Annotated in this window: 17 protein-coding genes, 2 tRNA genes, 2 rRNA genes and 1 riboswitch; of the genes, 7 read left to right on the plus strand and 14 right to left on the minus strand. The window is 56.2% G+C overall.

Annotated features, from left to right (window positions below; all coding sequences use genetic code 11):
* Positions 1-28 precede the first annotated feature (28 nt).
* The 6 genes from DTA24_RS27335 to btuB form a co-directional block, all read right to left on the minus strand.
* A 23S ribosomal RNA gene (locus DTA24_RS27335) occupies positions 29-2,932 on the minus strand.
* A 177-nt stretch (positions 2,933-3,109) separates the two neighbouring features.
* Positions 3,110-3,185: transfer RNA gene (locus DTA24_RS27340), tRNA-Ala, on the minus strand.
* Positions 3,186-3,221: 36 nt separating this feature from the next.
* Positions 3,222-3,298 (minus strand) — tRNA-Ile (locus DTA24_RS27345).
* Positions 3,299-3,367: 69 nt separating this feature from the next.
* Positions 3,368-4,907: ribosomal RNA gene (locus DTA24_RS27350) — 16S ribosomal RNA — on the minus strand.
* The 16S and 23S rRNA genes sit together here with 2 tRNA genes alongside, the layout of an rRNA operon.
* Positions 4,908-5,303: 396 nt before the next feature.
* Positions 5,304-6,155 (minus strand): glutamate racemase, encoded by an 852-nt coding sequence (gene murI / locus DTA24_RS27355; protein ID WP_008807849.1) that lies wholly within the window; start codon positions 6,153-6,155, stop codon positions 5,304-5,306.
* Complete coding sequence (gene btuB, locus DTA24_RS27360) at positions 6,100-7,938, minus strand: TonB-dependent vitamin B12 receptor BtuB (protein WP_012969208.1); 1,839 nt, start codon at positions 7,936-7,938, stop codon at positions 6,100-6,102. Before btuB ends, murI begins: the two co-directional genes overlap by 56 nt.
* Before the next feature lie 64 nt (positions 7,939-8,002).
* Positions 8,003-8,190, minus strand: a riboswitch (cobalamin riboswitch).
* A 114-nt stretch (positions 8,191-8,304) separates the two neighbouring features.
* Here btuB and trmA point away from each other — a divergent pair.
* Entirely contained in the window at positions 8,305-9,405 is a 1,101-nt protein-coding gene (trmA, locus tag DTA24_RS27365; protein ID WP_004203692.1) for a tRNA (uridine(54)-C5)-methyltransferase TrmA, read from the plus strand.
* A gap of 54 nt (positions 9,406-9,459) precedes the next feature.
* Here the strand turns inward: trmA and DTA24_RS27370 are convergent, their stop codons facing one another.
* On the minus strand, positions 9,460-9,819 hold the full coding sequence (locus tag DTA24_RS27370) for a YijD family membrane protein (protein ID WP_004203691.1): 360 nt from the start codon (positions 9,817-9,819) through the stop codon (positions 9,460-9,462).
* Positions 9,820-9,834: 15 nt separating this feature from the next.
* Entirely contained in the window at positions 9,835-10,470 is a 636-nt protein-coding gene (gene fabR / locus DTA24_RS27375) for an HTH-type transcriptional repressor FabR (protein ID WP_004151856.1), read from the minus strand.
* Positions 10,471-10,666: 196 nt separating this feature from the next.
* On the opposite strand from fabR, the gene sthA reads away from it, so the two are divergent.
* Entirely contained in the window at positions 10,667-12,067 is a 1,401-nt protein-coding gene (sthA, locus tag DTA24_RS27380; protein ID WP_008807852.1) for a Si-specific NAD(P)(+) transhydrogenase, read from the plus strand.
* Here sthA and oxyR read toward each other — a convergent pair.
* From oxyR to argC, 4 genes are all read right to left on the minus strand, one after another.
* The gene (oxyR, locus tag DTA24_RS27385; RefSeq protein WP_008807853.1) at positions 12,050-12,967 is read right to left on the minus strand and encodes a DNA-binding transcriptional regulator OxyR; all 918 of its coding nucleotides are present in this window, start codon (positions 12,965-12,967) and stop codon (positions 12,050-12,052) included. The two genes, sthA and oxyR, sit on opposite strands and share 18 nt — an antisense overlap.
* 259 nt (positions 12,968-13,226) lie before the next feature.
* On the minus strand, positions 13,227-14,600 hold the full coding sequence (gene argH / locus DTA24_RS27395) for an argininosuccinate lyase (RefSeq protein ID WP_012543258.1): 1,374 nt from the start codon (positions 14,598-14,600) through the stop codon (positions 13,227-13,229).
* A 98-nt stretch (positions 14,601-14,698) separates the two neighbouring features.
* Entirely contained in the window at positions 14,699-15,475 is a 777-nt protein-coding gene (argB, locus tag DTA24_RS27405) for an acetylglutamate kinase (protein ID WP_086070891.1), read from the minus strand.
* A gap of 6 nt (positions 15,476-15,481) precedes the next feature.
* The gene (gene argC / locus DTA24_RS27410) at positions 15,482-16,486 is read right to left on the minus strand and encodes an N-acetyl-gamma-glutamyl-phosphate reductase (RefSeq protein ID WP_123837150.1); all 1,005 of its coding nucleotides are present in this window, start codon (positions 16,484-16,486) and stop codon (positions 15,482-15,484) included.
* Between the two features lie 113 nt (positions 16,487-16,599).
* Between argC and argE the strand changes: the two genes are divergently transcribed.
* Both argE and ppc read left to right on the plus strand, forming a co-directional pair.
* Positions 16,600-17,751, plus strand: coding sequence for an acetylornithine deacetylase (gene argE / locus DTA24_RS27415; RefSeq protein WP_032734002.1), 1,152 nt, complete (start codon positions 16,600-16,602; stop codon positions 17,749-17,751).
* A gap of 258 nt (positions 17,752-18,009) precedes the next feature.
* On the plus strand, positions 18,010-20,661 hold the full coding sequence (ppc, locus tag DTA24_RS27420) for a phosphoenolpyruvate carboxylase (protein ID WP_008807858.1): 2,652 nt from the start codon (positions 18,010-18,012) through the stop codon (positions 20,659-20,661).
* Positions 20,662-20,709: 48 nt separating this feature from the next.
* Here the strand turns inward: ppc and zinT are convergent, their stop codons facing one another.
* On the minus strand, positions 20,710-21,360 hold the full coding sequence (gene zinT / locus DTA24_RS27425; RefSeq protein WP_071583302.1) for a metal-binding protein ZinT: 651 nt from the start codon (positions 21,358-21,360) through the stop codon (positions 20,710-20,712).
* Positions 21,361-21,384: 24 nt separating this feature from the next.
* Between zinT and DTA24_RS27430 the strand changes: the two genes are divergently transcribed.
* From DTA24_RS27430 to gldA, 3 genes are all read left to right on the plus strand, one after another.
* On the plus strand, positions 21,385-22,371 hold the full coding sequence (locus DTA24_RS27430) for an AraC family transcriptional regulator (RefSeq protein ID WP_022064623.1): 987 nt from the start codon (positions 21,385-21,387) through the stop codon (positions 22,369-22,371).
* 204 nt (positions 22,372-22,575) lie between these two features.
* The gene (gene fsa / locus DTA24_RS27435) at positions 22,576-23,238 is read left to right on the plus strand and encodes a fructose-6-phosphate aldolase (RefSeq protein ID WP_012543262.1); all 663 of its coding nucleotides are present in this window, start codon (positions 22,576-22,578) and stop codon (positions 23,236-23,238) included.
* 54 nt (positions 23,239-23,292) lie between these two features.
* Positions 23,293-24,396: a bifunctional L-1,2-propanediol dehydrogenase/glycerol dehydrogenase gene (gene gldA, locus DTA24_RS27440; protein WP_016162055.1), complete on the plus strand. Its 1,104-nt coding sequence runs from the start codon at positions 23,293-23,295 to the stop codon at positions 24,394-24,396.
* A gap of 90 nt (positions 24,397-24,486) precedes the next feature.
* Here gldA and metF read toward each other — a convergent pair whose 3' ends face one another.
* Positions 24,487-25,374, minus strand: coding sequence for a methylenetetrahydrofolate reductase (gene metF, locus DTA24_RS27445; protein WP_008807863.1), 888 nt, complete (start codon positions 25,372-25,374; stop codon positions 24,487-24,489).
* Positions 25,375-25,445: the final 71 nt, after the last annotated feature.

The following is a 25,445-nucleotide window of genomic DNA, read 5'->3' on the forward strand; positions in this document are numbered from 1 at the left end:
CAAATCGCCAAAACAGCTTCGGCGTTGTAAGGTTAAGCCTCACGGTTCATTAGTACCGGTTAGCTCAACGCATCGCTGCGCTTACACACCCGGCCTATCAACGTCGTCGTCTTCAACGTTCCTTCAGGAGACTTAAAGTCTCAGGGAGAACTCATCTCGGGGCAAGTTTCGTGCTTAGATGCTTTCAGCACTTATCTCTTCCGCATTTAGCTACCGGGCAGTGCCATTGGCATGACAACCCGAACACCAGTGATGCGTCCACTCCGGTCCTCTCGTACTAGGAGCAGCCCCCCTCAATTCTCCAGCGCCCACGGCAGATAGGGACCGAACTGTCTCACGACGTTCTAAACCCAGCTCGCGTACCACTTTAAATGGCGAACAGCCATACCCTTGGGACCTACTTCAGCCCCAGGATGTGATGAGCCGACATCGAGGTGCCAAACACCGCCGTCGATATGAACTCTTGGGCGGTATCAGCCTGTTATCCCCGGAGTACCTTTTATCCGTTGAGCGATGGCCCTTCCATTCAGAACCACCGGATCACTATGACCTGCTTTCGCACCTGCTCGCGCCGTCACGCTCGCAGTCAAGCTAGCTTATGCCATTGCACTAACCTCCTGATGTCCGACCAGGATTAGCTAACCTTCGTGCTCCTCCGTTACTCTTTGGGAGGAGACCGCCCCAGTCAAACTACCCACCAGACACTGTCCGCAACCCCGGTCAGGGGCCTACGTTAGAACATCAAACATTAAAGGGTGGTATTTCAAGGTTGGCTCCACGCAGACTGGCGTCCACGCTTCAAAGCCTCCCACCTATCCTACACATCAAGGCTCAATGTTCAGTGTCAAGCTATAGTAAAGGTTCACGGGGTCTTTCCGTCTTGCCGCGGGTACACTGCATCTTCACAGCGAGTTCAATTTCACTGAGTCTCGGGTGGAGACAGCCTGGCCATCATTACGCCATTCGTGCAGGTCGGAACTTACCCGACAAGGAATTTCGCTACCTTAGGACCGTTATAGTTACGGCCGCCGTTTACCGGGGCTTCGATCAAGAGCTTCTCCTTACGGATAACCCCATCAATTAACCTTCCGGCACCGGGCAGGCGTCACACCGTATACGTCCACTTTCGTGTTTGCACAGTGCTGTGTTTTTAATAAACAGTTGCAGCCAGCTGGTATCTTCGACTGGTCTCAGCTCCGTCCGCAGGGACTTCACCTACACACCAGCGTGCCTTCTCCCGAAGTTACGGCACCATTTTGCCTAGTTCCTTCACCCGAGTTCTCTCAAGCGCCTTGGTATTCTCTACCTGACCACCTGTGTCGGTTTGGGGTACGATTTAATGTTACCTGATGCTTAGAGGCTTTTCCTGGAAGCAGGGCATTTGTTACTTCAGCACCGTAGTGCCTCGTCATCACACCTCAGCGTTAAAAGGTACCGGATTTACCTGGAACCTCCGCCTACATGCTTAAACCGGGACAACCGTCGCCCGGCTAACATAGCCTTCTCCGTCCCCCCTTCGCAGTAACACCAAGTACAGGAATATTAACCTGTTTCCCATCGACTACGCCTTTCGGCCTCGCCTTAGGGGTCGACTCACCCTGCCCCGATTAACGTTGGACAGGAACCCTTGGTCTTCCGGCGAGCGGGCTTTTCACCCGCTTTATCGTTACTTATGTCAGCATTCGCACTTCTGATACCTCCAGCAACCCTCACAGGCCACCTTCGCAGGCTTACAGAACGCTCCCCTACCCAACAACACATAGTGTCGCTGCCGCAGCTTCGGTGCATGGTTTAGCCCCGTTACATCTTCCGCGCAGGCCGACTCGACCAGTGAGCTATTACGCTTTCTTTAAATGATGGCTGCTTCTAAGCCAACATCCTGGCTGTCTGTGCCTTCCCACATCGTTTCCCACTTAACCATGACTTTGGGACCTTAGCTGGCGGTCTGGGTTGTTTCCCTCTTCACGACGGACGTTAGCACCCGCCGTGTGTCTCCCGTGATAACATTCTTCGGTATTCGTAGTTTGCATCGGGTTGGTAAGTCGGGATGACCCCCTAGCCGAAACAGTGCTCTACCCCCGAAGATGAGTTCACGAGGCGCTACCTAAATAGCTTTCGGGGAGAACCAGCTATCTCCCGGTTTGATTGGCCTTTCACCCCCAGCCACAAGTCATCCGCTAATTTTTCAACATTAGTCGGTTCGGTCCTCCAGTTAGTGTTACCCAACCTTCAACCTGCCCATGGCTAGATCACCGGGTTTCGGGTCTATACCCTGCAACTTAACGCCCAGTTAAGACTCGGTTTCCCTGCGGCTCCCCTATACGGTTAACCTTGCTACAGAATATAAGTCGCTGACCCATTATACAAAAGGTACGCAGTCACACCCGAAGGTGCTCCCACTGCTTGTACGTACACGGTTTCAGGTTCTTTTTCACTCCCCTCGCCGGGGTTCTTTTCGCCTTTCCCTCACGGTACTGGTTCACTATCGGTCAGTCAGGAGTATTTAGCCTTGGAGGATGGTCCCCCCATATTCAGACAGGATACCACGTGTCCCGCCCTACTCTTCGAGTTCACAACCTGTGCATTTTGGTGTACGGGACTATCACCCTGTACCGTCGGACTTTCCAGACCGTTCCACTAACACACAAGCTGATTCAGACTCTGGGCTGCTCCCCGTTCGCTCGCCGCTACTGGGGGAATCTCGGTTGATTTCTTTTCCTCGGGGTACTTAGATGTTTCAGTTCCCCCGGTTCGCCTCGTTAACCTATGTATTCAGTTAACGATAGTGTGACGAATCACACTGGGTTTCCCCATTCGGACATCGCCGGTTATAACGGTTCATATCACCTTACCGACGCTTTTCGCAGATTAGCACGTCCTTCATCGCCTCTGACTGCCAGGGCATCCACCGTGTACGCTTAGTCGCTTAACCTCACAACCCGAAGATGTTTCGTAAAACACCATCGTGTCGCGAAAATTTGAGAGACTCGAACACACATTAACTGTGTGTCGTTTCAATTTTCAGCTTGATCCAGATTTTTAAAGAGCAAAACTTCGCAGTGCACCTTTTCAGGTTCACTCTGAAGTTTTCTTGTGTTTGCAGTAAAGATGGTGGAGCTATGCGGGATCGAACCGCAGACCTCCTGCGTGCAAAGCAGGCGCTCTCCCAGCTGAGCTATAGCCCCATCGTTTGCAACCTCTTCAAATTTGCTTCGCAAATTTGGTAGGCCTGAGTGGACTTGAACCACCGACCTCACCCTTATCAGGGGTGCGCTCTAACCACCTGAGCTACAAGCCTGTAGAGGTTTTTACTGCTGTTTTTCATCAGACAATCTGTGTGAGCACTACAAAGGCAGGTTCTTTAAGGTAAGGAGGTGATCCAACCGCAGGTTCCCCTACGGTTACCTTGTTACGACTTCACCCCAGTCATGAATCACAAAGTGGTAAGCGCCCTCCCGAAGGTTAAGCTACCTACTTCTTTTGCAACCCACTCCCATGGTGTGACGGGCGGTGTGTACAAGGCCCGGGAACGTATTCACCGTAGCATTCTGATCTACGATTACTAGCGATTCCGACTTCATGGAGTCGAGTTGCAGACTCCAATCCGGACTACGACATACTTTATGAGGTCCGCTTGCTCTCGCGAGGTCGCTTCTCTTTGTATATGCCATTGTAGCACGTGTGTAGCCCTGGTCGTAAGGGCCATGATGACTTGACGTCATCCCCACCTTCCTCCAGTTTATCACTGGCAGTCTCCTTTGAGTTCCCGGCCTAACCGCTGGCAACAAAGGATAAGGGTTGCGCTCGTTGCGGGACTTAACCCAACATTTCACAACACGAGCTGACGACAGCCATGCAGCACCTGTCTCACAGTTCCCGAAGGCACCAATCCATCTCTGGAAAGTTCTGTGGATGTCAAGACCAGGTAAGGTTCTTCGCGTTGCATCGAATTAAACCACATGCTCCACCGCTTGTGCGGGCCCCCGTCAATTCATTTGAGTTTTAACCTTGCGGCCGTACTCCCCAGGCGGTCGATTTAACGCGTTAGCTCCGGAAGCCACGCCTCAAGGGCACAACCTCCAAATCGACATCGTTTACAGCGTGGACTACCAGGGTATCTAATCCTGTTTGCTCCCCACGCTTTCGCACCTGAGCGTCAGTCTTTGTCCAGGGGGCCGCCTTCGCCACCGGTATTCCTCCAGATCTCTACGCATTTCACCGCTACACCTGGAATTCTACCCCCCTCTACAAGACTCTAGCCTGCCAGTTTCGAATGCAGTTCCCAGGTTGAGCCCGGGGATTTCACATCCGACTTGACAGACCGCCTGCGTGCGCTTTACGCCCAGTAATTCCGATTAACGCTTGCACCCTCCGTATTACCGCGGCTGCTGGCACGGAGTTAGCCGGTGCTTCTTCTGCGGGTAACGTCAATCGGTGAGGTTATTAACCTCACCGCCTTCCTCCCCGCTGAAAGTGCTTTACAACCCGAAGGCCTTCTTCACACACGCGGCATGGCTGCATCAGGCTTGCGCCCATTGTGCAATATTCCCCACTGCTGCCTCCCGTAGGAGTCTGGACCGTGTCTCAGTTCCAGTGTGGCTGGTCATCCTCTCAGACCAGCTAGGGATCGTCGCCTAGGTGAGCCGTTACCCCACCTACCAGCTAATCCCATCTGGGCACATCTGATGGCATGAGGCCCGAAGGTCCCCCACTTTGGTCTTGCGACGTTATGCGGTATTAGCTACCGTTTCCAGTAGTTATCCCCCTCCATCAGGCAGTTTCCCAGACATTACTCACCCGTCCGCCGCTCGTCACCCGAGAGCAAGCTCTCTGTGCTACCGCTCGACTTGCATGTGTTAGGCCTGCCGCCAGCGTTCAATCTGAGCCATGATCAAACTCTTCAATTTAAGTTTGATGCTCGTGAATTAAACTTCGTAATGAATTACGTATGTTCACTCAGAGACTTGGTATTCATTTTTCGTCCGAGGACGTTAAGAATCCATGTCACTTTGAGTGCCCACACAGATTGTCTGATAAATTGTTAAAGAGCAGTTGCAACGCGGCTTTCAGCTCACCGTTGCGAGGTCCCGTATAATACGTTTTCCTCATGCAGAGTCAAGCGCTTATTTTGCTTTTCTCTGTCGGTTTTCAGCGTTGAACTTCATCGCCGAAACCCTGCTGACCCGGCGGCTTGCTTGCCGTTGTTCCGTGTCAGTGGAGGCGCATTATAGGGAGTTCTGAGACGTTGACAAGCCCTGTTTTCAAAAAATTATTCAACCGTCTCTTTTTTGTGCAAAACGCCCTTAAAGCGGTAATTTTTCCAGCGTTGGGAAACCATAGCGATGCAGAACGGGTAAAAGTTGTTCTGTTTCTGCCGTCAGCGCCATGCAGAATGCTTTATTCTCGTCACTGGACTTCGCGTCCGGCGCTTCATGCTCTAACAGCCAGGCGGTGCGGCGGGCAATCGCCGCGCCAGAATCGATAAGCCGCGTGCCCTCCGGCAGAACGCGCTGCAGCTCCTCCTGTAAAAGAGGAAAGTGGGTGCAGCCCAGCACCACCGTATCCGGCGGCTCCTGCATCCGCAGCCACGGGCGCAGGATACGGCGCAGCTCTTCTAACGGCACAGGCTCGCCATGCAGCTTCGCTTCCGCCAGCTCCACCAGCTCCGCCGACCCCAGCATCTCAATCCGACATTCATTGGCAAAGCGGTCGATCAGCTCACGGGTATAAGGACGCTTAACGGTACCGCGCGTCGCCAGCAGGCCAACAATACCGTTCGCCGTTAAGCGGGCGGCGGGCTTGATCGCCGGCACCACGCCAACGACGGGGAAAGCGAACTTTTCACGCAGGGCAGGCAGTGAGACGGTACTGGCGGTGTTACAGGCGATGACGGCCAGCGCCAGTGGATAGCGTTGCTGAACGGCAGTCACGATTTCCACAACGCGCTCAACGATAAACTCCTCGCTCTTCTCACCGTACGGGAAAGCGACGTTATCAAAAGCATAGATGTAATGCAGATTCGGCAGCAACTGCCGAATCTCATTATAAACTGACAACCCACCGACGCCGGAATCAAACACCAGCACGGTGGGACGTGGATCAGAAGGTGTAGCTGCCAGACAAGGTGTATTCCCGTCCTGCAGATTGGTAGCCATAAACTGTCTCGTAATCTTTATCGAACAGATTGGCTATTTTACCACGAACTGTCAGGTGTGAGGTGACGGGATACGATAAACCGACATCCCAGAGGCTCAACCCACCCATATTGACGGTACGCGAGTTGTCGTAGTCATAATCGTAACGCTTGCCGATGTAGTGATACGTCACATCCCACCCCAGATCGTAGACCTGACCGTTCAGCTCGTATTTCACCTGCTGCTTCGCCCGGCGATAGAGGATCTTGTTGGTTTCGTCATCGCGAGGGTCAACATACTGCAGCGTCAGATGATGCTCCACCGGCCCGGTGGTGACATTCCCCGTCCACTCCAGCCCCTTGATCGTCGCAGACTTGACGTTGTAATAGGCGTTGTTGTCGTAATCGATGAGGTTCTGAATCTCATAGCGATACGCGGAGAGGCGCCAGTCGAGCGGCCCCGTTAACCCTTCGAGGCCCGCTTCCCATTGCTTCGACTCCTCGGGTTTCAGGTTCGGGTTAGAGGCGATGCCAAAACGCTCTGCGCCATACTGCTGCCCAAGGGAGGGGGCGAGGAATCCTGTACCGTACGAGAGCGTTGTCCGATAACCGTCGATAAACTCCCAGCCTGCCGCCGTCTGCCAGGTTCCGTGCCAGCCAAACTGCTCGTCATGATCCTCACGGCCGGAAGCTTCCAGCGTCACGCTATCAATCTGCTGCTGCCCAGTCAGATAAAGACCGGTGGTGTCACGCTTATACACGTCGGTACTGGTCGTTCCGCTGGATTTCAGCTTCTCTTGTTTCCAGTCAACGCCGCCGCTCACTGCCCCATGGCCTACCACCACATTATTTCCCCACTGGATATAGCGCTGTTCCATATCATCCAGGGTGGTGCCCGCGGCATAGCGGCCAGCGTCGCTGCTGTAGTTGTAATCTTTGATGCGCTGATAGTTAGCAATCAACTGAGAGGAGTAAATCCCGGAGTGGTAGTGCAGACCGGTATCCCAGGACTGAGTATAAGACTGATCTTCATCGTTTCCGCCTGCGTAGCCCCAGTTGCCCTGGTCATAGTCAGCGTTGGCGGAATAACCATAGCCGCGGAAGAAACCTGAGAAGTTGTCATCGAACTGATGCTGTACCCCGCCCCACAGCATTTTATTGCGGTAGCCGTCGCGATCGCTGTCGCCACTATAAGAGGAGTTTGGCTGAACGTTAAATCCTTTGGTGGTCTGATAGGCGCCGGCAGCGGTAACCAGCGTATCGCCAAACCGCTTGTTAAAGGCGCCGTCATAGGACTGGTAGCCGTTCGTCCCCGCGCCGGCGTTAATTTGCGAACGCTCAGCGTCGGTCATGGTGATAATGTTCACCACCCCACCGATCGCTCCGGAGCCGTAGACTGCGGAGCGCGGGCCACGGATGTATTCCACCCGCTGGACCAGCGAGATAGGGATCTGACTGATATCTACGCCATTGGAGATCCCCGGACGCGCCATCGGCACACCGTCGATCAGCACCAGCACGTGACGAGCCTCCGTCCCCCGGACATACAGCGAAGCGCTCTGCCCCATGCCGCCGTTGCGGGCAATATCGACCCCAGGAAGACGACGCATGACATCGTTTAAATCTTTGGACTGCCAGCGGTCGATATCATCGCGCGTCACAATGTCGGTCGGCGCCAGCACGGTATTGACCGGCTGTTGAAAACGGTTTGCTGTCACCACTAACGTATCTGAATTGCTATCCTGCGCCCAGCCGGAAAATGCCGTGACGGATAAAGCCGTCATCAGCGAAGCTTTTTTAATCATTGTAAAAGCATCCGAAACAGAAAAAGGATGCCGCTGGTTTTATCAGTTGCTCGCGACGATAAAACCCAGTGCGACGTATTCCGGCAGGTCTTCGGGCTTGGAGGCTGTTTCAAGAAATAATGACTTCCCACGGCTAGCCGCAGTGTCTGCACCGAGTGCGCTCATTTCTCACCTTCCTTACCGCTGCGCGTCAGCCCCAGATTTCCACTGGGTTCCCTTTTAACTCACAGGACCGGTAGGCGAATGCTACAATTAGAATCATATAGATGTCCAGACTGCTAATTATATTTCCCGCCACATTCGAGGCTGGACATCCCCGGCGCTTTCCCTACAATCCCCGCGTACTTATTTTATTCAGGATGCATCATGACCCCCGAACACCTTCCTACCGAACAATACGAAGCGCAGCTGGCAGAAAAAGTCGTCCGTTTGCAAACCATGATGGCGCCTTTTGCCGCGCCGGTTCCGGAAGTGTTTCGTTCGCCGGTCAGCCACTACCGGATGCGCGCCGAGTTCCGTCTGTGGCACGATGGCGACGATCTGTACCATATTATTTTCGATCAGCAGACCCGGTCGCGGATTCGCGTTGACAGCTTTCCGGCCGCCAGCGCGCTTATCAATCAGTTGATGACCGCCATGCTGGAGGGCGTGCGCAACAATCCCGTGCTGCGCCATAAGCTGTTCCAGATTGACTATCTGACCACCCTCAGCAACCAGGCGGTCGTTTCGCTGCTGTATCATAAAAAACTCGATGATGCCTGGCGTGAGCAAGCGGAGGCGCTGCGTGACGCCCTGCGAGCCCAGGGACTCAATGTGCATCTGATTGGACGGGCGACCAAAACCAAAATCGAACTCGATCAGGACTATATAGATGAACGTCTGCCGGTTGGCGGGCGAGAGATGATCTACCGTCAGGTGGAAAACAGCTTTACCCAGCCGAACGCGGCCATGAACATTCAGATGCTGGAGTGGGCGCTGGATGTCACCAAAGGGGCGACCGGCGACCTGCTGGAATTGTACTGCGGCAACGGTAACTTCTCGCTGGCGCTGGCGCGTAATTTTGATCGCGTGCTGGCCACCGAAATCGCCAAACCGTCGGTGGCTGCGGCGCAGTACAACATCGCCGCTAACCATATCGACAACGTGCAGATTATCCGCATGGCGGCGGAAGAGTTTACTCAGGCGATGAATGGCGTGCGGGAGTTCAACCGGCTGCAGGGTATCGATCTGCAGAGCTATCAGTGCGAGACCATTTTCGTCGATCCGCCGCGCAGCGGACTGGACAGCGAAACGGAAAAAATGGTGCAGGCCTATCCGCGCATTCTGTACATTTCGTGCAACCCGGAAACGCTGTGCCGCAATCTGGAGACGTTAAGCCAGACGCACAACGTCACCCGACTGGCGCTGTTCGATCAGTTCCCGTACACCCATCATATGGAATGCGGCGTTCTGCTGACCCGGAAATAGGCCCAAAAAAACCGGCAATGTCATATTGCCGGTTTTTTTTACACCACTGGCGGCTTACTCGGCTGCCGTATTTTTGCGGTTACGCATCTTGTAGCCGATCCAGAAGACCATCGCGACGGACAGAACGGCCGGGAAGAAGTTAGAGCCGATATCCGGGTACTCCGCACGCACGACGGTGCTGTACAACAGTACCCCGAGAATAAAAAAGGCGGCGGCCAGGCCCGGAAGCCCAACGGGCATACTGCGATTCTGATAGCGCTGATGCAGACAGTAGACCGTCAGCAGCAGGGATAAAATCGGGAAGACGGAAAACGGAACTATCGAACTGAACAGCGCCGCAAAGGCGCCATTAATGGATAACCCGGCAATCAGCGCCAGCAGCAGCGTACCTTTATCTTGAACTGAGTGTTTCATTGCTCGTCCTTCACGTTATTCGGAATGATGTGACATTTTTTCTTGTTCACGGCGATACCAGTAATACGCGCCTTTCGAGATCATTCTGAGCTGCAGCACCAACCGTTCTTCCAGCTGCCGGCGCTGTTCAGGGCCGACATCCAGCGCTTCCGCGCCAGCGCTAAAGACGATGGTGACCATAGCTTCAGCCTGCGCTTCGGTGAAGGCGCGCGGCATATGGTTTTCGAGTTCTAAATAGTCGGCGAGTTCCGCGATAAAGTGCTGGATCTCGCGCGCGACGGCGGCGCGAAACGCCGCAGAGGTTCCCGAGCGCTCTCGCAACAGCAAGCGGAAGGCGTTCGGGTTGTTACCGATAAACTCCATAAAGGTGGAGACCGAGGTACGGATCACGCTGCCGCCTTTAGCAATTCTCTGGCGCGCCTGGCGCATCAGCTGGCGCAGCATCAGTCCGCTCTCATCGACCATCGTCAGGCCTAACTCATCGACATCGCGAAAATGACGATAAAAGGACGTCGGCGCGATCCCAGCTTCCCGCGCCACTTCGCGCAAGCTCAGGCTGGCGAAACTCCGCTCAGCGCTAAGTTGGCTGAATGCTGCTTCCACCAGCGAACGGCGGGTTTTTTCTTTTTGTTGTGCTCTTACGCCCATCACGATGTATGAATCCTTCCAATAGCCCTGCTGGCACTATACCAGAGATTAAAACTAATCGGTTTGCACTGGATTGTGAATGATTGTTTACGAGCCGTTTCTGCTTTTATGCCGCAAAAAAGCACAACGATAATTGGGTTAAAGCGCAGCGAATGTTATCATCGTGTTTATTTTATGTATAAAACAGGTGAGTAATGCCATGTCACACTCTTGGGATTATGATGCAATAGTGATTGGTTCCGGTCCTGGCGGCGAAGGCGCCGCCATGGGACTGGTGAAACAGGGAGTACGCGTTGCCGTCATTGAGCGCTACCATAATGTCGGCGGCGGTTGCACCCACTGGGGCACCATCCCGTCGAAAGCCCTCCGCCATGCCGTCAGCCGTATTATCGAGTTTAACCAAAACCCCCTCTACAGCGACCACTCCCGCCTTCTTCGCTCTTCTTTCGCCGACATCCTCAACCATGCCGACAGCGTCATCAACCAGCAGACTCATATGCGCCAGGGATTCTATGAGCGCAACCACTGTGAAATTCTGCAGGGCAATGCGCACTTCGTTGATGAACATACTCTGGCGCTGGAATGCCATGACGGCACGGTCGAGACGGTGACTGCGGAGAAATTCGTTATCGCCTGCGGGTCACGTCCCTACCATCCGGCCGATGTCGATTTCCACCACCCGCGCATCTATGACAGCGATTCGATTCTCAGCCTGCAGCATGAGCCGCGCCACGTGATCATTTACGGCGCCGGGGTGATCGGTTGTGAATACGCCTCGATCTTCCGCGGCATGGAGGTGAAGGTCGATCTGATCAACACCCGCGATCGTCTGCTGGCCTTCCTCGATCAGGAGATGTCAGACTCGCTCTCTTATCACTTCTGGAACAGCGGCGTGGTCATTCGCCACAATGAGGAGTATGAGAAAATTGAGGGGGTGGATGACGGCGTGATCATGCACCTGAAGTCCGGCAAAAAGCTGAAGGCCGATTGCCTGCTGTACGCCAACGGCCGCACCGGCAATACCGACACCCTGGCGCTGGAAAACATCGGTCTGCAGACTGACAGCCGCGGCCAGCTGAAGGTCAACAGCATGTACCAGACCGCCCTCCCGCACATTTATGCGGTTGGCGATGTCATCGGCTATCCAAGCCTGGCTTCTGCCGCTTACGATCAAGGGCGCATTGCCGCCCAGGCGCTGGTGAAAGGCGAAGCCTCGGCGCATCTGATTGAAGATATCCCCACCGGGATCTACACCATTCCGGAAATCAGCTCCGTCGGGAAAACCGAGCAGCAGCTGACGGCAATGAAAGTGCCGTATGAGGTGGGTCGCGCCCAGTTTAAACACCTGGCACGGGCGCAAATCGTTGGCATGAGCGTGGGAACCCTGAAGATCCTGTTCCATCGGGAGACCAAGGAGATCCTCGGCATTCACTGCTTTGGCGAACGCGCAGCCGAAATCATTCACATCGGCCAGGCGATCATGGAGCAGAAAGGTGGTGGTAACACCATTGAGTACTTCGTCAACACCACCTTTAACTACCCGACCATGGCGGAAGCGTATCGGGTCGCCGCGCTGAACGGCTTAAACCGCCTGTTTTAACGCCTTGTCGAAATGGCCATCCATCGTACCGCGGATGGCCTCCGCCAGATGTTCATAGCGGCTGCGCAGCGGGGAGCCGGGACGGTAAACCAGGCCGATGGTTCGTCTTGGCTCTGGCTTAATGCACGGCAGATAGACCACGCCATCGCGTTTTCTTTCCTGCGGTACCGCCAGCGCAGGCAGCAAGGTAATGCCGCTGCCCGCCGCCACCATATTGCGTAGCGTTTCCAGACTGGTCGCCCGGAAGTGGGTATCCTCATCCGCTCCTGCTTCAAAGCAAAAGCCCATCGCCTGATCGCGCAGACAGTGGCCATCCTCCAGCATCAGCAGCTTTTCACCAGCCAGATCCGACATCGGCACCCGGTCGCGGTTCGCCCACGGGTGATCCTCATAGATAGCCAGCATCATCGGCTCATCAAACAGCGGCACCTCGATAAAGGCCTCGCTCTCTTTGACCAGCGCCAGAATGGCGCAGTCGAGCTTACCGCTGTCGAGCTGGGCCAGCAGCTGATGGGTCTGCGCTTCGTGCAGGTACATTTCCAGTTTCGGAAAGGTTTGGTGCAGCATCGGAATGATTTGCGGCAGCAGGTACGGGCCAATTGTCGGGATCAAGCCGATATGCAACGGCCCGGACATGGTTTCCCCTTGTTGGCTTGCCATCTCCTTGAGCACTTTTACTTCGCGTAACACGGTACGCGCCTGATCCACCAGCAACAGCCCCGCCTGGGTAAACAGAACCTTACGGCTGGTGCGCTCCAGCAGCATGACGCCAAGTTCATCCTCGAGCTTGCGGATCTGTCCGCTGAGCGTCGGTTGGCTCACGTGGCATGAGTCAGCCGCCCGCCGGAAGTGGCGGTGTTCGGCGAGCGCTACCAGGTATTCAAGATCGCGAATATTCATTATTCATCCTCCATCGCCACGATAGTCCATGGCGATAGATAGCATAGCAACGAACGATTATCCCTATCAAGCTTTCTGTTCAATAATACGCCCATAGAGACGGTAAACCTGTGAAAATCATTGGCCCGTCACACTGTTTCTCTACCCGAACAACTAAAGCCAACGTGAACTTTTGCGGACCTTGTGTCCGCTTTTTTTTTGCATAAAAAACCCGGCGTCATCAGGCTCGGCCGGGTTCAGAGAGGCGGATGCCAGAGAATTAGCTCAGGCGCGCTTTTGCGTCGCTGATAGCCTGCGCCACCTGCTGCGGCGAAACGCCGCCTTTCGCTGCGCGTTTATCGAGGCAGGACTGCAGAGACAGAATCGGATAAACATCGTCTGCGATGACCGGACTGAATTTCTGCAGATCGACCAGGGGCAGCGCTTCCAGCGGTTTCCCTTGCGCAATGGCTTCGACTACCGCCTCACCAACAATATGGTGCGCTTCACGGAACGGAACGCCTTTTGCCACCAGATAATCTGCCAGTTCTGTGGCGTTGGCATAGCCCTGCTGCGCCGCTTCCGCACAGCGCGGGCGCTTCACCTGGATGCCATCCAGCACCAGGGTCGCCATATGCAGACAGTCGAGCCAGGTATCCAGAGCGTCGAAAAGCCCCTCTTTATCTTCCTGCATGTCTTTGTTGTAGGCCAGCGGCAGCCCTTTCAGCGTCATCATCATGCCGGTCAACGCGCCCTGCACGCGGCCGCATTTACCACGAATTAATTCCAGCGCGTCCGGGTTTTTCTTCTGCGGCATCAGCGAGGAGCCGGAGGTCACGCGATCAGAAAGTTCGACGAAGTTCGCCTCGCCGGAGTTAAAGAAAATCAGATCTTCAGCAAAGCGCGACAGATGCACCATGCCGATAGACGCATCGGAAAGCAGCTCCAGCACATGGTCGCGATCGGAAACGCTGTCGAGGCTGTTGCGTGTGGCAGAGGCAAAGCCCAGCCAGCCGGCCAGCTGCTCGCGGTCGATTTCATACGCCGTCCCCGCCAGCGCGCCGCAGCCCAGCGGGCTAACGTCGAGGCGCTTCAGCGCGTCCTGCAGGCGGCTTTCGTCACGCGCCAGCATTTCAACGTAGGCCAGACACCAGTGTGCGAACGTCACTGGCTGCGCGCGCTGCAAGTGAGTGTACCCCGGCATCACCGCGTCCTGGTTATGCTGGGCGGTCTCCACCAGCGCGCTCTGCAGCTGGCGGTTCGCCGACAGCAGTTCGACAACGGTATCTTTGCACCACAGTTTAAGATCGGTGGCGACCTGGTCGTTACGGCTGCGCCCGGTGTGCAGTTTCTTGCCCAGCTGGCCCACTTTATCGATCAGCTTGCCTTCCACCCAGCTGTGAATATCTTCGGCATCGCTGGCGAGGATTTGCTGCGGATTGGCGCGCACCTCTTCCAGCAGCACGTTCAGCGCTTCTTCCAGCTGCTGCTGTTCAGCGGCACTCAGAACGCCGACCGTTACCAGCGCTTTCGACCAGGCGACAGAGCCAACGATATCCTGCTCCGCCAGACGATAGTCGAAGCGCAACGAGTCGTTGAACTGTTTGAACCGTTGATCTGCTGCCTGTGTAAAACGCCCGCCCCAAAGTGCCATAACATGCTTCCTTTATTCGTTAGTTCTGCCGGCGGCATTGTGCCGCCCGGCCTACAGTCTGTAAGCCCGGCAGACGACGCGCCGCCGGGCATGAAATCTTAAGCCAGAATACGTGTGCCGATCGGCGTGCCGTTAAATAACGCTGGCAGCTGCTCGGCGTGACGCCAGGAGGCGATATCCACCGGACGGCCCAGGGCACGTGCGGCGTCAAGGGCCGCATTCACTTTAACAATCATGCCGTCAGTGATAATGCCCTGCTCGATCAGCTGCTCCGCTTTCTCGGCGGTCATCTCGGCAATGCGCTGTCCTTTACCGTCGAGGATACCGCTGACATCAGACAGCAGGATCAGATCCGCCCCCAGGGTGGCCGCCAGCGCTGTCGCCGCCTGGTCAGCATTGACGTTCATCAGCTGGCCTTCATCGGTCACCCCGATAGAGCTCACCACCGGCAGGTAACCGCCCGCCAGCAGGGTGTTGATCAGCGCCGGGGAGCCCGGCTGCGCCAGCCCGACATGGCCCAGCTCGGCATCCAGTTGCGTGACCTTCACGCTATCGCCATCGCCGAGGAACAGGCCTACCGAGGAAATACCATGTTTTTTCGCCCATGCCAGCAGCGTTTTGTTGGCGGTTCCCGCCAGCGCGCCGGTAATGATGTCAATCTGATCGGCAGGCGTAACCCGCAGGCCATTTTTCTTTTTCACCGGCAGATTAAGCTGCTTCATCAGCTCATCCACCACGCAGCCGCCGCCATGGACGATAATCAGCGGGCGCTGGTGCGCTTCACGGTAGTTAACCAGCGCGGTAAACAGGCGCTCCAGCGCCTCTTCGCTATCGAGTAATACGCCGCCGAGTTTGATAATTAATGGGTTCATCATCACACCTTAAATAAGAGACTGCGTCTCAGCGAAGCCGAAACGAATATTCGCGCACTGCACTGCCTGCGCTGCGGCGCCTTTCAGCAGGTTATCTTCAGCCGCGACGACGATGAGATGGTCGTCCTGCACGGCAAAACCGATATCACAGAATGGCTGACCCTCGACGCTTTTCAATGCGGGTACGCCTTTATCATATAAACGTACCAGCGGTTTATCGGCGTAAGCTTTCTGGTAAACCGCTGCGATCTGCGCGTGGCCAACGCCCGGCTTCAGGCGGCAGGTAATGGTTTCAAGGATGCCGCGCTTAAAATTACCCAGGTGCGGGGTAAAAATCACCTTTGCCCCGAGGTGGCTGGCAATCTCCGGCTGATGGCGATGGTTAAATATGCCGTATGGCTGCAGGCTCACTTCACAGAAGCTATTGCCGATCGCGGCTTTGCGACCCGCGCCGCTCACCCCGCTGGTGGCGTTGATCACCGGCCACTGGTTCAGATCCAGCAGATTGGCCTCAATCAGCGGCTTCAGCGACAGCTGCGCCGCCGTCGGATAGCAGCCAGGCACCGCGATTAACTGCGCTTCTTTAAGCGCATCCGCGCTCCACTCCGCCAGACCATACACCGCCTGTTTGAGCAGGTCGGGATGTTGATGAGTGAAACCGTAATATTTTTCGTAGAACGCCCCATCGTTAACGCGGAAGGCACCGGAAAGATCGAACACCACGCAGCCGGCGGCAAGGAACTGCGGCGCCAGGTCGTGACTCACTTCGTGCGCGGTGGCGAGAAACACCACGTCCACGCCAGCGCTGAATTCGCTGATATCGGACATCGGCTGCAGCGGCATATCGACAATGCCTTTGAGCTGCGGATGCAGGTCGGAAATTAATTTTCCCGCATCATTGCTTTGCGCGGAGACCGTCAAAGCGGTTATGTTCATATGCGGATGACGATTGATATAGGTCACCAGCTCTGCGCCGGCATAACCACTGGCACCCACAATCAGCGTATTTAACATTGGAAGCGCATCTCCTTACATTCGATGGGTTTTCTTACGCTCAACGATATTGTATTTTTATTCACAATAAATGCATGAATATTGATACTATCACGACCCAAGGTGTGTCAACAATGAAAAACAATTTACCGCCCTTTATCGAGATTTACCGCGCGTTGATCGCCACACCGTCCATCAGCGCGACCGAAGAGGCTCTCGATCAAAGCAATGAGTCTTTAATCAATTTGCTGGCAGGCTGGTTCCGCGATCTCGGCTTCAATGTTGAGATACAGCCGGTGCCGGATACGCGCCATAAATTCAACCTGCTGGCCAGCACCGGACACGGCGCCGGCGGTCTGCTGCTCGCCGGGCATACCGATACCGTGCCATTCGATGATGGCCGCTGGACGCGGGATCCGTTCACCCTCACCGAATACGATAACAAGCTCTACGGCCTCGGCACGGCTGACATGAAAGGCTTCTTCGCCTTTATTCTCGACGCCCTGCGCGATGTCGACGTCACCACGCTGAAAAAACCGCTGTATATTCTGGCCACCGCCGACGAAGAGACCAGCATGGCCGGCGCGCGCTATTTTGCCGAAACCACCCAGCTGCGCCCGGACTGCGCCATCATCGGCGAGCCCACCTCCCTGCAGCCGATCCGCGCCCACAAAGGACATATGTCCAACGCGATCCGTATTCAGGGCCAGTCCGGCCACTCCAGCGATCCGGCACGCGGAGTTAACGCGATTGAGCTTATGCACGACGCCATCGGCCGCATTATGCAGCTGCGCGATCTGCTAAAAGAGCGCTACCACTTCGAGGCGTTCACGGTCCCTTACCCAACCCTCAACCTGGGCGCTATCCATGGCGGCGATGCCTCAAACCGTATCTGCGCCTGCTGCGAACTGCATATGGATATCCGCCCGCTGCCGGGGATGACCCTCAACGATCTTAATGGTCTGTTGGGCGAAGCGCTGGCGCCCGTCAGTGAGCGCTGGCCGGGCCGCCTGACGGTCTCAGAGCTGCACCCGCCGATCCCCGGCTACGAATGCCCGCCGGACCATAAGCTGGTCCAGGTGGTTGAGAAACTGCTCGGCGCGCAGACCGACGTGGTGAACTACTGCACCGAAGCGCCGTTTATCCAGACGCTGTGTCCGACGCTGGTTCTTGGCCCAGGCTCCATCAACCAGGCCCATCAGCCTGACGAGTATCTGGAGACGCGCTTTATCAAGCCGACCCGGGAGCTGATTAGCCAGGTCGTCCACCACTTCTGCTGGCACTAAAATCGCCCTCTTTTTCCGCCCCGTTCTCCCGGGGCGGAACGGTGACGATCGTCACATTTCCATAAGCGATGCTTATCCAGCGACCCCTGAATTAAATTTCGCAAATTACGGCGATTTACTCGTTTGCTGAAGCGATTTCGCAGTAATTGACGTGGGGGTATTTACGTGGCTTTATAAAAGACGGGTTGCTTATCCGTTGCTCACGTTCCAGCGCAGCGGATATAACAAAATAAAATGAGATGGGGTGTCTGGGGTAACATGAACGAACAATATTCCGCATTGCGTAGTAATGTCAGTATGCTCGGCAAGGTGCTGGGCGATACCATCAAGGATGCATTGGGAGAAAATATTCTTGATCGTGTCGAAACTATCCGTAAGTTGTCCAAATCTTCACGCGCCGGCAACGAAGCTAACCGCCAGGAGCTGCTGACCACGCTGCAGAATTTGTCTAACGACGAACTGCTGCCGGTTGCCCGTGCCTTCAGCCAGTTTCTTAATCTGGCGAACACCGCTGAGCAGTACCACAGCATTTCGCCGAATGGCGAAGCGGCCAGCAATCCGGAAGTCATTGCGCGTACCCTGAGAAAGCTCAAAGACCAACCCAATCTCAACGAAGACACCATCAAAAAAGCGGTGGAATCTCTGTCTCTGGAGCTGGTATTAACCGCCCACCCGACCGAGATCACCCGCCGGACGCTGATCCATAAAATGGTGGAAGTGAACAGCTGCCTCAAGCAACTGGACAATAAAGACATCGCCGACTACGAACACCATCAGCTGATGCGCCGTCTGCGCCAGCTGATCGCCCAGTCCTGGCATACTGACGAGATCCGTAAATACCGCCCGTCTCCGGTCGACGAAGCCAAATGGGGCTTCGCGGTGGTGGAAAACAGCCTGTGGGAAGGGGTGCCTAACTATCTGCGCGAGCTGAACGAACAGCTGGAAGCCAACCTTGGCTATCAGCTACCGGTGGACTTTGTCCCGGTGCGTTTCACCTCGTGGATGGGCGGCGACCGCGACGGCAACCCGAACGTGACCGCCGACATCACCCGCCACGTGCTGCTGCTCAGCCGCTGGAAAGCCACCGATCTGTTCCTCAAAGACGTGCAGGTGCTGATCTCCGAGCTGTCGATGGTGGAGTGTACCGACGAACTTCGCGCGCTGGCTGGCGCCGAGGGCGCTCAGGAACCGTACCGTTATCTGATGAAGAAACTGCGCACTCAGCTGATGGAGACCCAGGCCTGGCTGGAAGCGCGCCTGAAAGGTCAGAAGCTGCCGAAACCGGCAGGACTGATCACTCAGAACGAGCAGCTGTGGGAGCCGCTGTACGCCTGCTATAAATCGCTGCAGGCCTGCGGCATGGGCATTATCGCCAACGGCGAACTGCTCGACACCCTGCGCCGCGTGAAGTCTTTCGGCGTACCGCTGGTGCGTATTGATATCCGTCAGGAAAGCACTCGCCATACCGAAGCGCTGGGCGAAATGACCCGTTACCTCGGGATCGGCGATTACGAAAGCTGGTCAGAAGCCGACAAACAGGCTTTCCTGATCCGCGAACTGAACTCCAAACGTCCGTTGCTGCCGCGTCAGTGGGAGCCAAGCGAAGAGACGCGCGAAGTCCTCGATACCTGCAAAGTGATCGCCGAGGCGCCGCGCGGATCGATCGCCGCCTACGTGATCTCGATGGCCAAAACGCCGTCCGACGTGCTGGCGGTTCATCTGCTGCTGAAAGAGGCCGGGATTGGTTTTGCTCTGCCGGTGGCCCCGCTGTTCGAAACGCTGGACGACCTGAACAACGCCAACGATGTCATGACTCAGCTGCTGAATATCGACTGGTACCGCGGCTTTATCCAGGGCAAGCAGATGGTCATGATTGGCTATTCTGACTCCGCCAAAGATGCTGGCGTGATGGCCGCCTCCTGGGCGCAGTACCAGGCGCAGGACGCGCTGATCAAAACCTGTGAGAAAGCCGGTATCGAACTGACGCTGTTCCACGGACGCGGCGGTTCCATCGGCCGCGGCGGCGCGCCAGCCCACGCGGCGCTGCTCTCGCAGCCGCCGGGAAGCCTGAAAGGCGGCCTGCGCGTCACAGAGCAGGGCGAGATGATCCGCTTTAAGTACGGCCTGCCGGAAGTGACCATCAGCAGTCTGTCGCTATATACCAGCGCCATTCTGGAAGCCAACCTGCTGCCGCCGCCGGAACCGAAAGCCGAATGGCGCGACATCATGGCTGAGCTGTCCGACGTCTCCTGCAAGATGTATCGCGGCTACGTACGTGAAAACAAAGATTTCGTGCCTTACTTCCGCTCTGCGACTCCGGAGCAGGAGCTGGGCAAACTGCCACTGGGTTCGCGTCCGGCAAAACGTCGCCCGACCGGCGGCGTCGAGTCGCTGCGCGCCATTCCGTGGATCTTCGCCTGGACCCAGAACCGCCTGATGCTACCGGCCTGGCTGGGCGCTGGCGCCGCGCTGCAGAAGGTAGTCGAAGGTGGAAAACAGAGTGAACTGGAAGCGATGTGTCGCGACTGGCCGTTCTTCTCCACCCGCCTTGGCATGCTGGAGATGGTTTACTCGAAGGCCGACCTGTGGCTGGCGGAGTACTACGATCAGCGCCTGGTGAAGCCGGAGCTGTGGGCGCTGGGTACCGAGCTGCGTAAGCTGCTGGCTGCCGACATCAACGTCGTGTTGGCCATCGCCAATGACTCCCATCTGATGGCCGACCTGCCGTGGATCGCCGAGTCTATCCAGCTGCGTAATATCTATACCGACCCGCTGAACGTCCTGCAGGCGGAACTGCTGCACCGTTCACGCCAGGCCGAAGAAGCAGGCAAGGACCCGGATCCGCGCGTTGAACAAGCGCTGATGGTCACCATCGCCGGCGTTGCCGCCGGTATGCGTAACACCGGCTAATCGAAGCCTCTCTCCCCCGGCCGCCCGGTCGGGGGATTTTCACCTGTTCTAGTGGTGCAGCATCTCATCAACGATCTGCTCTTTATGCAGCGCATATGGATAATAGGTCGGCCAGTTATCCATCTCTTTCAGCAACACCTCCTGTGATTCATTGCCCATGAAAATATGGAAATGCTGCGATTTACGCGGGCCAATAATATGGTCGCTGAACTGCACAAATTTCGGCGCGTTGGCATTGCCCTGCTGGCACTCAAACAGGTAACGTACGCCTTTCTTGCCGGAGGCGTAATGCAGAATTTTGTAGCCTGAATAGCGGTATTTGCAGCTGTTGACGACATCGCCAACGTGGAACTCAATCACATCATTTTCAATGCCAATCTGCTCCACATCGGTGGCGTAGCCCTTCTTATAATAGGCGCGATACTCCTCGACGCTCTTGCCGCCGGGCTTTTTCGCCTTCTGCTCCAGCACCGGGTCAAGGTCGCCGTTGAGCAGATACGGGTTTACCGACTGCCAGACGCCCTCCCAGTCGCTCAGCGCGCGGTCCTGCACATTTTTATCGGCAAAAATGCCTTCGCTGGCCTGACGCTCGATGTCGGTTAACGCCGGGCCATGGTTATGATTGCCGTGGGCAAACGCCTGGGCGCTGGCTAACGCCATGCCGAATCCAAAGGCCAGCAGGGGGATCTTTCTGGTCATTACTCTCTCCTGAGTTTGCTATCAATGGCGACAAATTGTTACGATATAACATATCTTATCTGGGAAGCAAGCGTGACTGGCAAGCGCTTTTACCGCTGGAAAAATGTCCGGTATGATGAAAGAGGTGATGCGCTGAACGGAAGAATGATGGACAACGATATCAATCAACTTATTGATTCATTCCTAAAAAAACAGAATGGTATCGGCCGGGTCTATTTTGCCGGCGAGATGCGCTCGCCTGCTGAGCCGGTAGTGCAGGTTGATTTTCCCCGTCTGAACATCATCCTCAATGGGCAGTTGCCCGACCGGGCACTCGGCAAAAACGCCAGCCCTCTTGAGGCGAACGACGTGCTCTATATCCCTGGCGATAGCTGGAACTGCCCCCAGTGGCAGGCGCCCTGCCTGCTGTTAAGTCTCCTGTTCGATAAGCAGCGGCTGGAGTGCTCGCTGCAGCACTGGAATGGCAAGGCGATAACCGTTGTCGAAAAGCGGCAGGCGCTGCGCCGCGGGCCGCGCGTCGGTTCATTTCTGCTGCAGGCGCTCAATGAGCTCCGGATGCAGCCGCAGGAGCAGCGAACCGCCCGCAGCATTGTCGTCAGCCTGCTCAGCCACTGCCATGACCTTCTCGGCAGCCAGGCGCAAACCTCCTCGCGCAGCCAGGCGCTGTTTGAGGCGATCCGCCAGTACATGGACGTCCATTACGCGGAGCCGCTGAGCCGGGAATCGGTGGCCCAGGCGTTCTATCTCTCCCCCAACTATCTTTCTCACCTGTTCCAGAAATGCGGGCCAATGGGCTTCAATGAATATCTAAACCATATTCGTCTTGAACAGGCCCGTATGCTGCTGAAGGGCCACGATATGAAAGTGAAAGATATCGCCCACGCCTGCGGCTTCGCCGACAGCAATTATTTCTGCCGCCTGTTCCGCAAAACTACGGAGCGCTCGCCGTCTGAATATCGCCGTCAGTACCATAGCCAGTTGACGGAGATATCGTCTCCGGCCCAAAACTAGATTTTTGTGTGTTAAACCTGACTTTTGTGCGCGCCTTTATTGCTGTACAACCCACCATCGCCGATAAATGTGATCTAAATCATCCTTAATCGTGATGCGTACATTTATCCAGTTTTTGGCAAATTTGTCATCTGGCGGTCCTTCGAACGAAAGCCGTATGCTTACCTCAACGACAATATCGAATTAAGCATTGAGGAAAACACGATGGAACTCTATCTGGATACCGCCAACGTCGCCGAAGTGGAACGCCTGGCCCGTATTTACCCGCTGGCCGGGGTAACCACCAACCCGAGCATTATCGCCGCCGGTAAAACCCCGGTATGGGACGTGCTCCCACGCCTGCAGAAAGCCATCGGTCCGGAGGGCACCCTCTTCGCGCAGACCATGAGCCGCGATGCGCTGGGCATGGTGGAAGAAGCTAAACGCCTGAGCAACGCCGTGCCGGGCATCGTGGTCAAAATCCCGGTGACCGCCGAAGGCCTCGCCGCTATCAAAATGCTGAAGAAGGAAGGCATCCCGACTCTTGGCACCGCCGTCTACAGCGCTTCGCAAGGCCTGCTGGCCGCACTGGCCGGCGCAAAGTACGTCGCGCCTTACGTTAACCGCGTTGACGCCCAGGGCGGGGACGGCATCCGCATGGTGCAGGAGCTGCAATCACTGCTGGAAATGCATGCGCCCGAGAGCAAAGTGCTGGCGGCGAGCTTCAAAACGCCCCGTCAGGCGCTGGATTGCCTGCTGGCCGGTTGCGAAGCCATCACCCTTCCATTAGATGTAGCGCAACAAATGCTCGGCACCCCTGCGGTAGAGTCAGCCATAGAGAAGTTTGAACAGGACTGGAATAACGCCTTTGGCACGCTGAACCTGTAACCGGACCTGCGAGTCGCCTGCGGGCGGCAGCACGGTCATCGAGGAGGAATCGAAATGGATCGCATTATTCAATCACCAGGCAAATACATTCAGGGCGCAGGCGCCATCAAGCGCCTCGGCGACTATCTGAAGCCGCTGGCCGAACGCTGGCTGGTAGTCGGCGATAAGTTCGTACTGGGGTTTGCGGAAGAGATGCTGCGTAAAAGCCTGGCCGACGCTGGCCTGGCGGCCGAAATCGCGCCGTTTGGCGGTGAGTGTTCGCATAATGAAATCAATCGCCTGCGCGATATCGCCGGCAGCGCGAAGTGCACCGCCGTGCTGGGGATCGGCGGTGGTAAAACGCTGGATACCGCAAAAGCATTGGCTCACTTTATGAATGTGCCGGTGGCGATCGCCCCCACCATCGCCTCCACCGATGCGCCGTGTAGTGCGCTGTCGGTGATTTACACCGACGAAGGGGAGTTCGACAGCTACCTGATGCTGCCGCACAACCCCAACATGGTCATTGTCGATACGCAGATTGTTGCCGGCGCACCGGCCCGCCTGCTGGCTGCCGGGATTGGCGATGCGCTGGCCACCTGGTTCGAAGCCCGCGCCTGCTCCCGTAGCGGCGCCACCACCATGGCGGGCGGGAAATGCACTCAGGCGGCGCTGGCGCTGGCCGAGCTGTGTTACAACACCTTACTCGAAGAGGGTGAAAAAGCGATGCTGGCCGCCGAACAGCACGTGGTCACCCCGGCGCTGGAGCGAGTGGTGGAAGCCAACACCTACCTGAGCGGCGTGGGTTTCGAAAGCGGCGGCCTGGCGGCGGCGCACGCGATTCATAACGGCATGACGGCCATCCCTGACGCCCACCACTATTATCACGGGGAAAAAGTGGCGTTCGGTACCCTGACGCAGCTGGTGCTGGAAAATGCGCCGGTGGACGAAATAGAGACCGTCGCCGCGCTGTGCCACAGCGTTGGGCTGCCGATCACCCTGGCGCAGCTGGATATCAAAGGTGATATCCCGACCAAAATGCGCCTGGTGGCGGAAGCCGCCTGCGCTGAAGGCGAAACCATTCATAATATGCCGGGCGGCGTCGATTCAGACCAGGTCTACGCCGCGCTGTTGGTGGCCGACCAATACGGCCAGCGCTTCCTGCAGGAATGGGAATAAACCAGAGCAAAACACCCGGCATCAGCCGGGTGTTTTTTTATATTTATCTGCCGGACGCGTCGTCCACAGGCTGCGCGAAACGGCAAGCACTCAGGCCGGACGCACGCCCAGCGTATGGCAGATGGCGTAGCTCATCTCGGCGCGGTTCAGGGTATAGAAGTGGAAGTCTTTTACCCCTTCCCGGCTTAAAATCTTCACCATGTCCATGGCGATATTCGCCCCCACCAGCTGACGGGTTTCGGCGTCGTTATCCAGCCCTTCGAACATTTTCGACATCCACACCGGGATACGGACGTTGGTCATATCCGCAAACTTTTTCGCCTGTTTAAAGTTGGAGACCGGCAGGATACCCGGAATGATTTCCACGTCGATGCCCGCCGAGACGCAGCGATCGCGAAAACGCAGGTAGCTTTCCACATCGAAGAAGAACTGGGTGATCGCGCGGTTGGCGCCCGCCTCGACTTTACGCTTCAGGTTCAGCAAATCCGCCTGTGCGCTTTTCGCTTCCGGATGCACTTCAGGATACGCGGCGACAGAGATATCAAAATCGCCCACCTCTTTCAGCAGCGTCACCAGATCGGCGGCATACATATCCGGTTTACCGCTGCCCGGCGGCAGGTCGCCGCGCAGGGCGACGATATGGCGAATACCGTTGTTCCAGTAATCCTGAGCGATAGTACGCAGCTCATCACGAGTGGCATCGATACAGGTCAGGTGCGGCGCGGCTTCCAGACCAGTTCGCTCTTTAATGCCTTTGATGATGCTGTGGGTGCGATCGCGCTCGCCAGAGTTCGCGCCATAGGTTACCGAAACAAACTTCGGTTTCAGACTGCTCAGGCGATCGATGGATTTCCACAGGGTTTGCTCCATTTCACTGGTGCGCGGCGGAAAGAATTCAAAAGACACATTAATCTGGCCCTGGACTTCCGCCAGGCTCTGATTCAGGGCTTCCCGCTGATTGGCGTGAAAAAAGCTCATACCTTACCTCATCAATCGCATGTAATGGCTGTTATATTGCGAACTTCTATACGTTTAGACGTCCAGATGTA

The organism is Klebsiella sp. P1CD1 (assembly GCF_003790505.1).
Lineage (GTDB): Bacteria > Pseudomonadota > Gammaproteobacteria > Enterobacterales > Enterobacteriaceae > Klebsiella > Klebsiella variicola.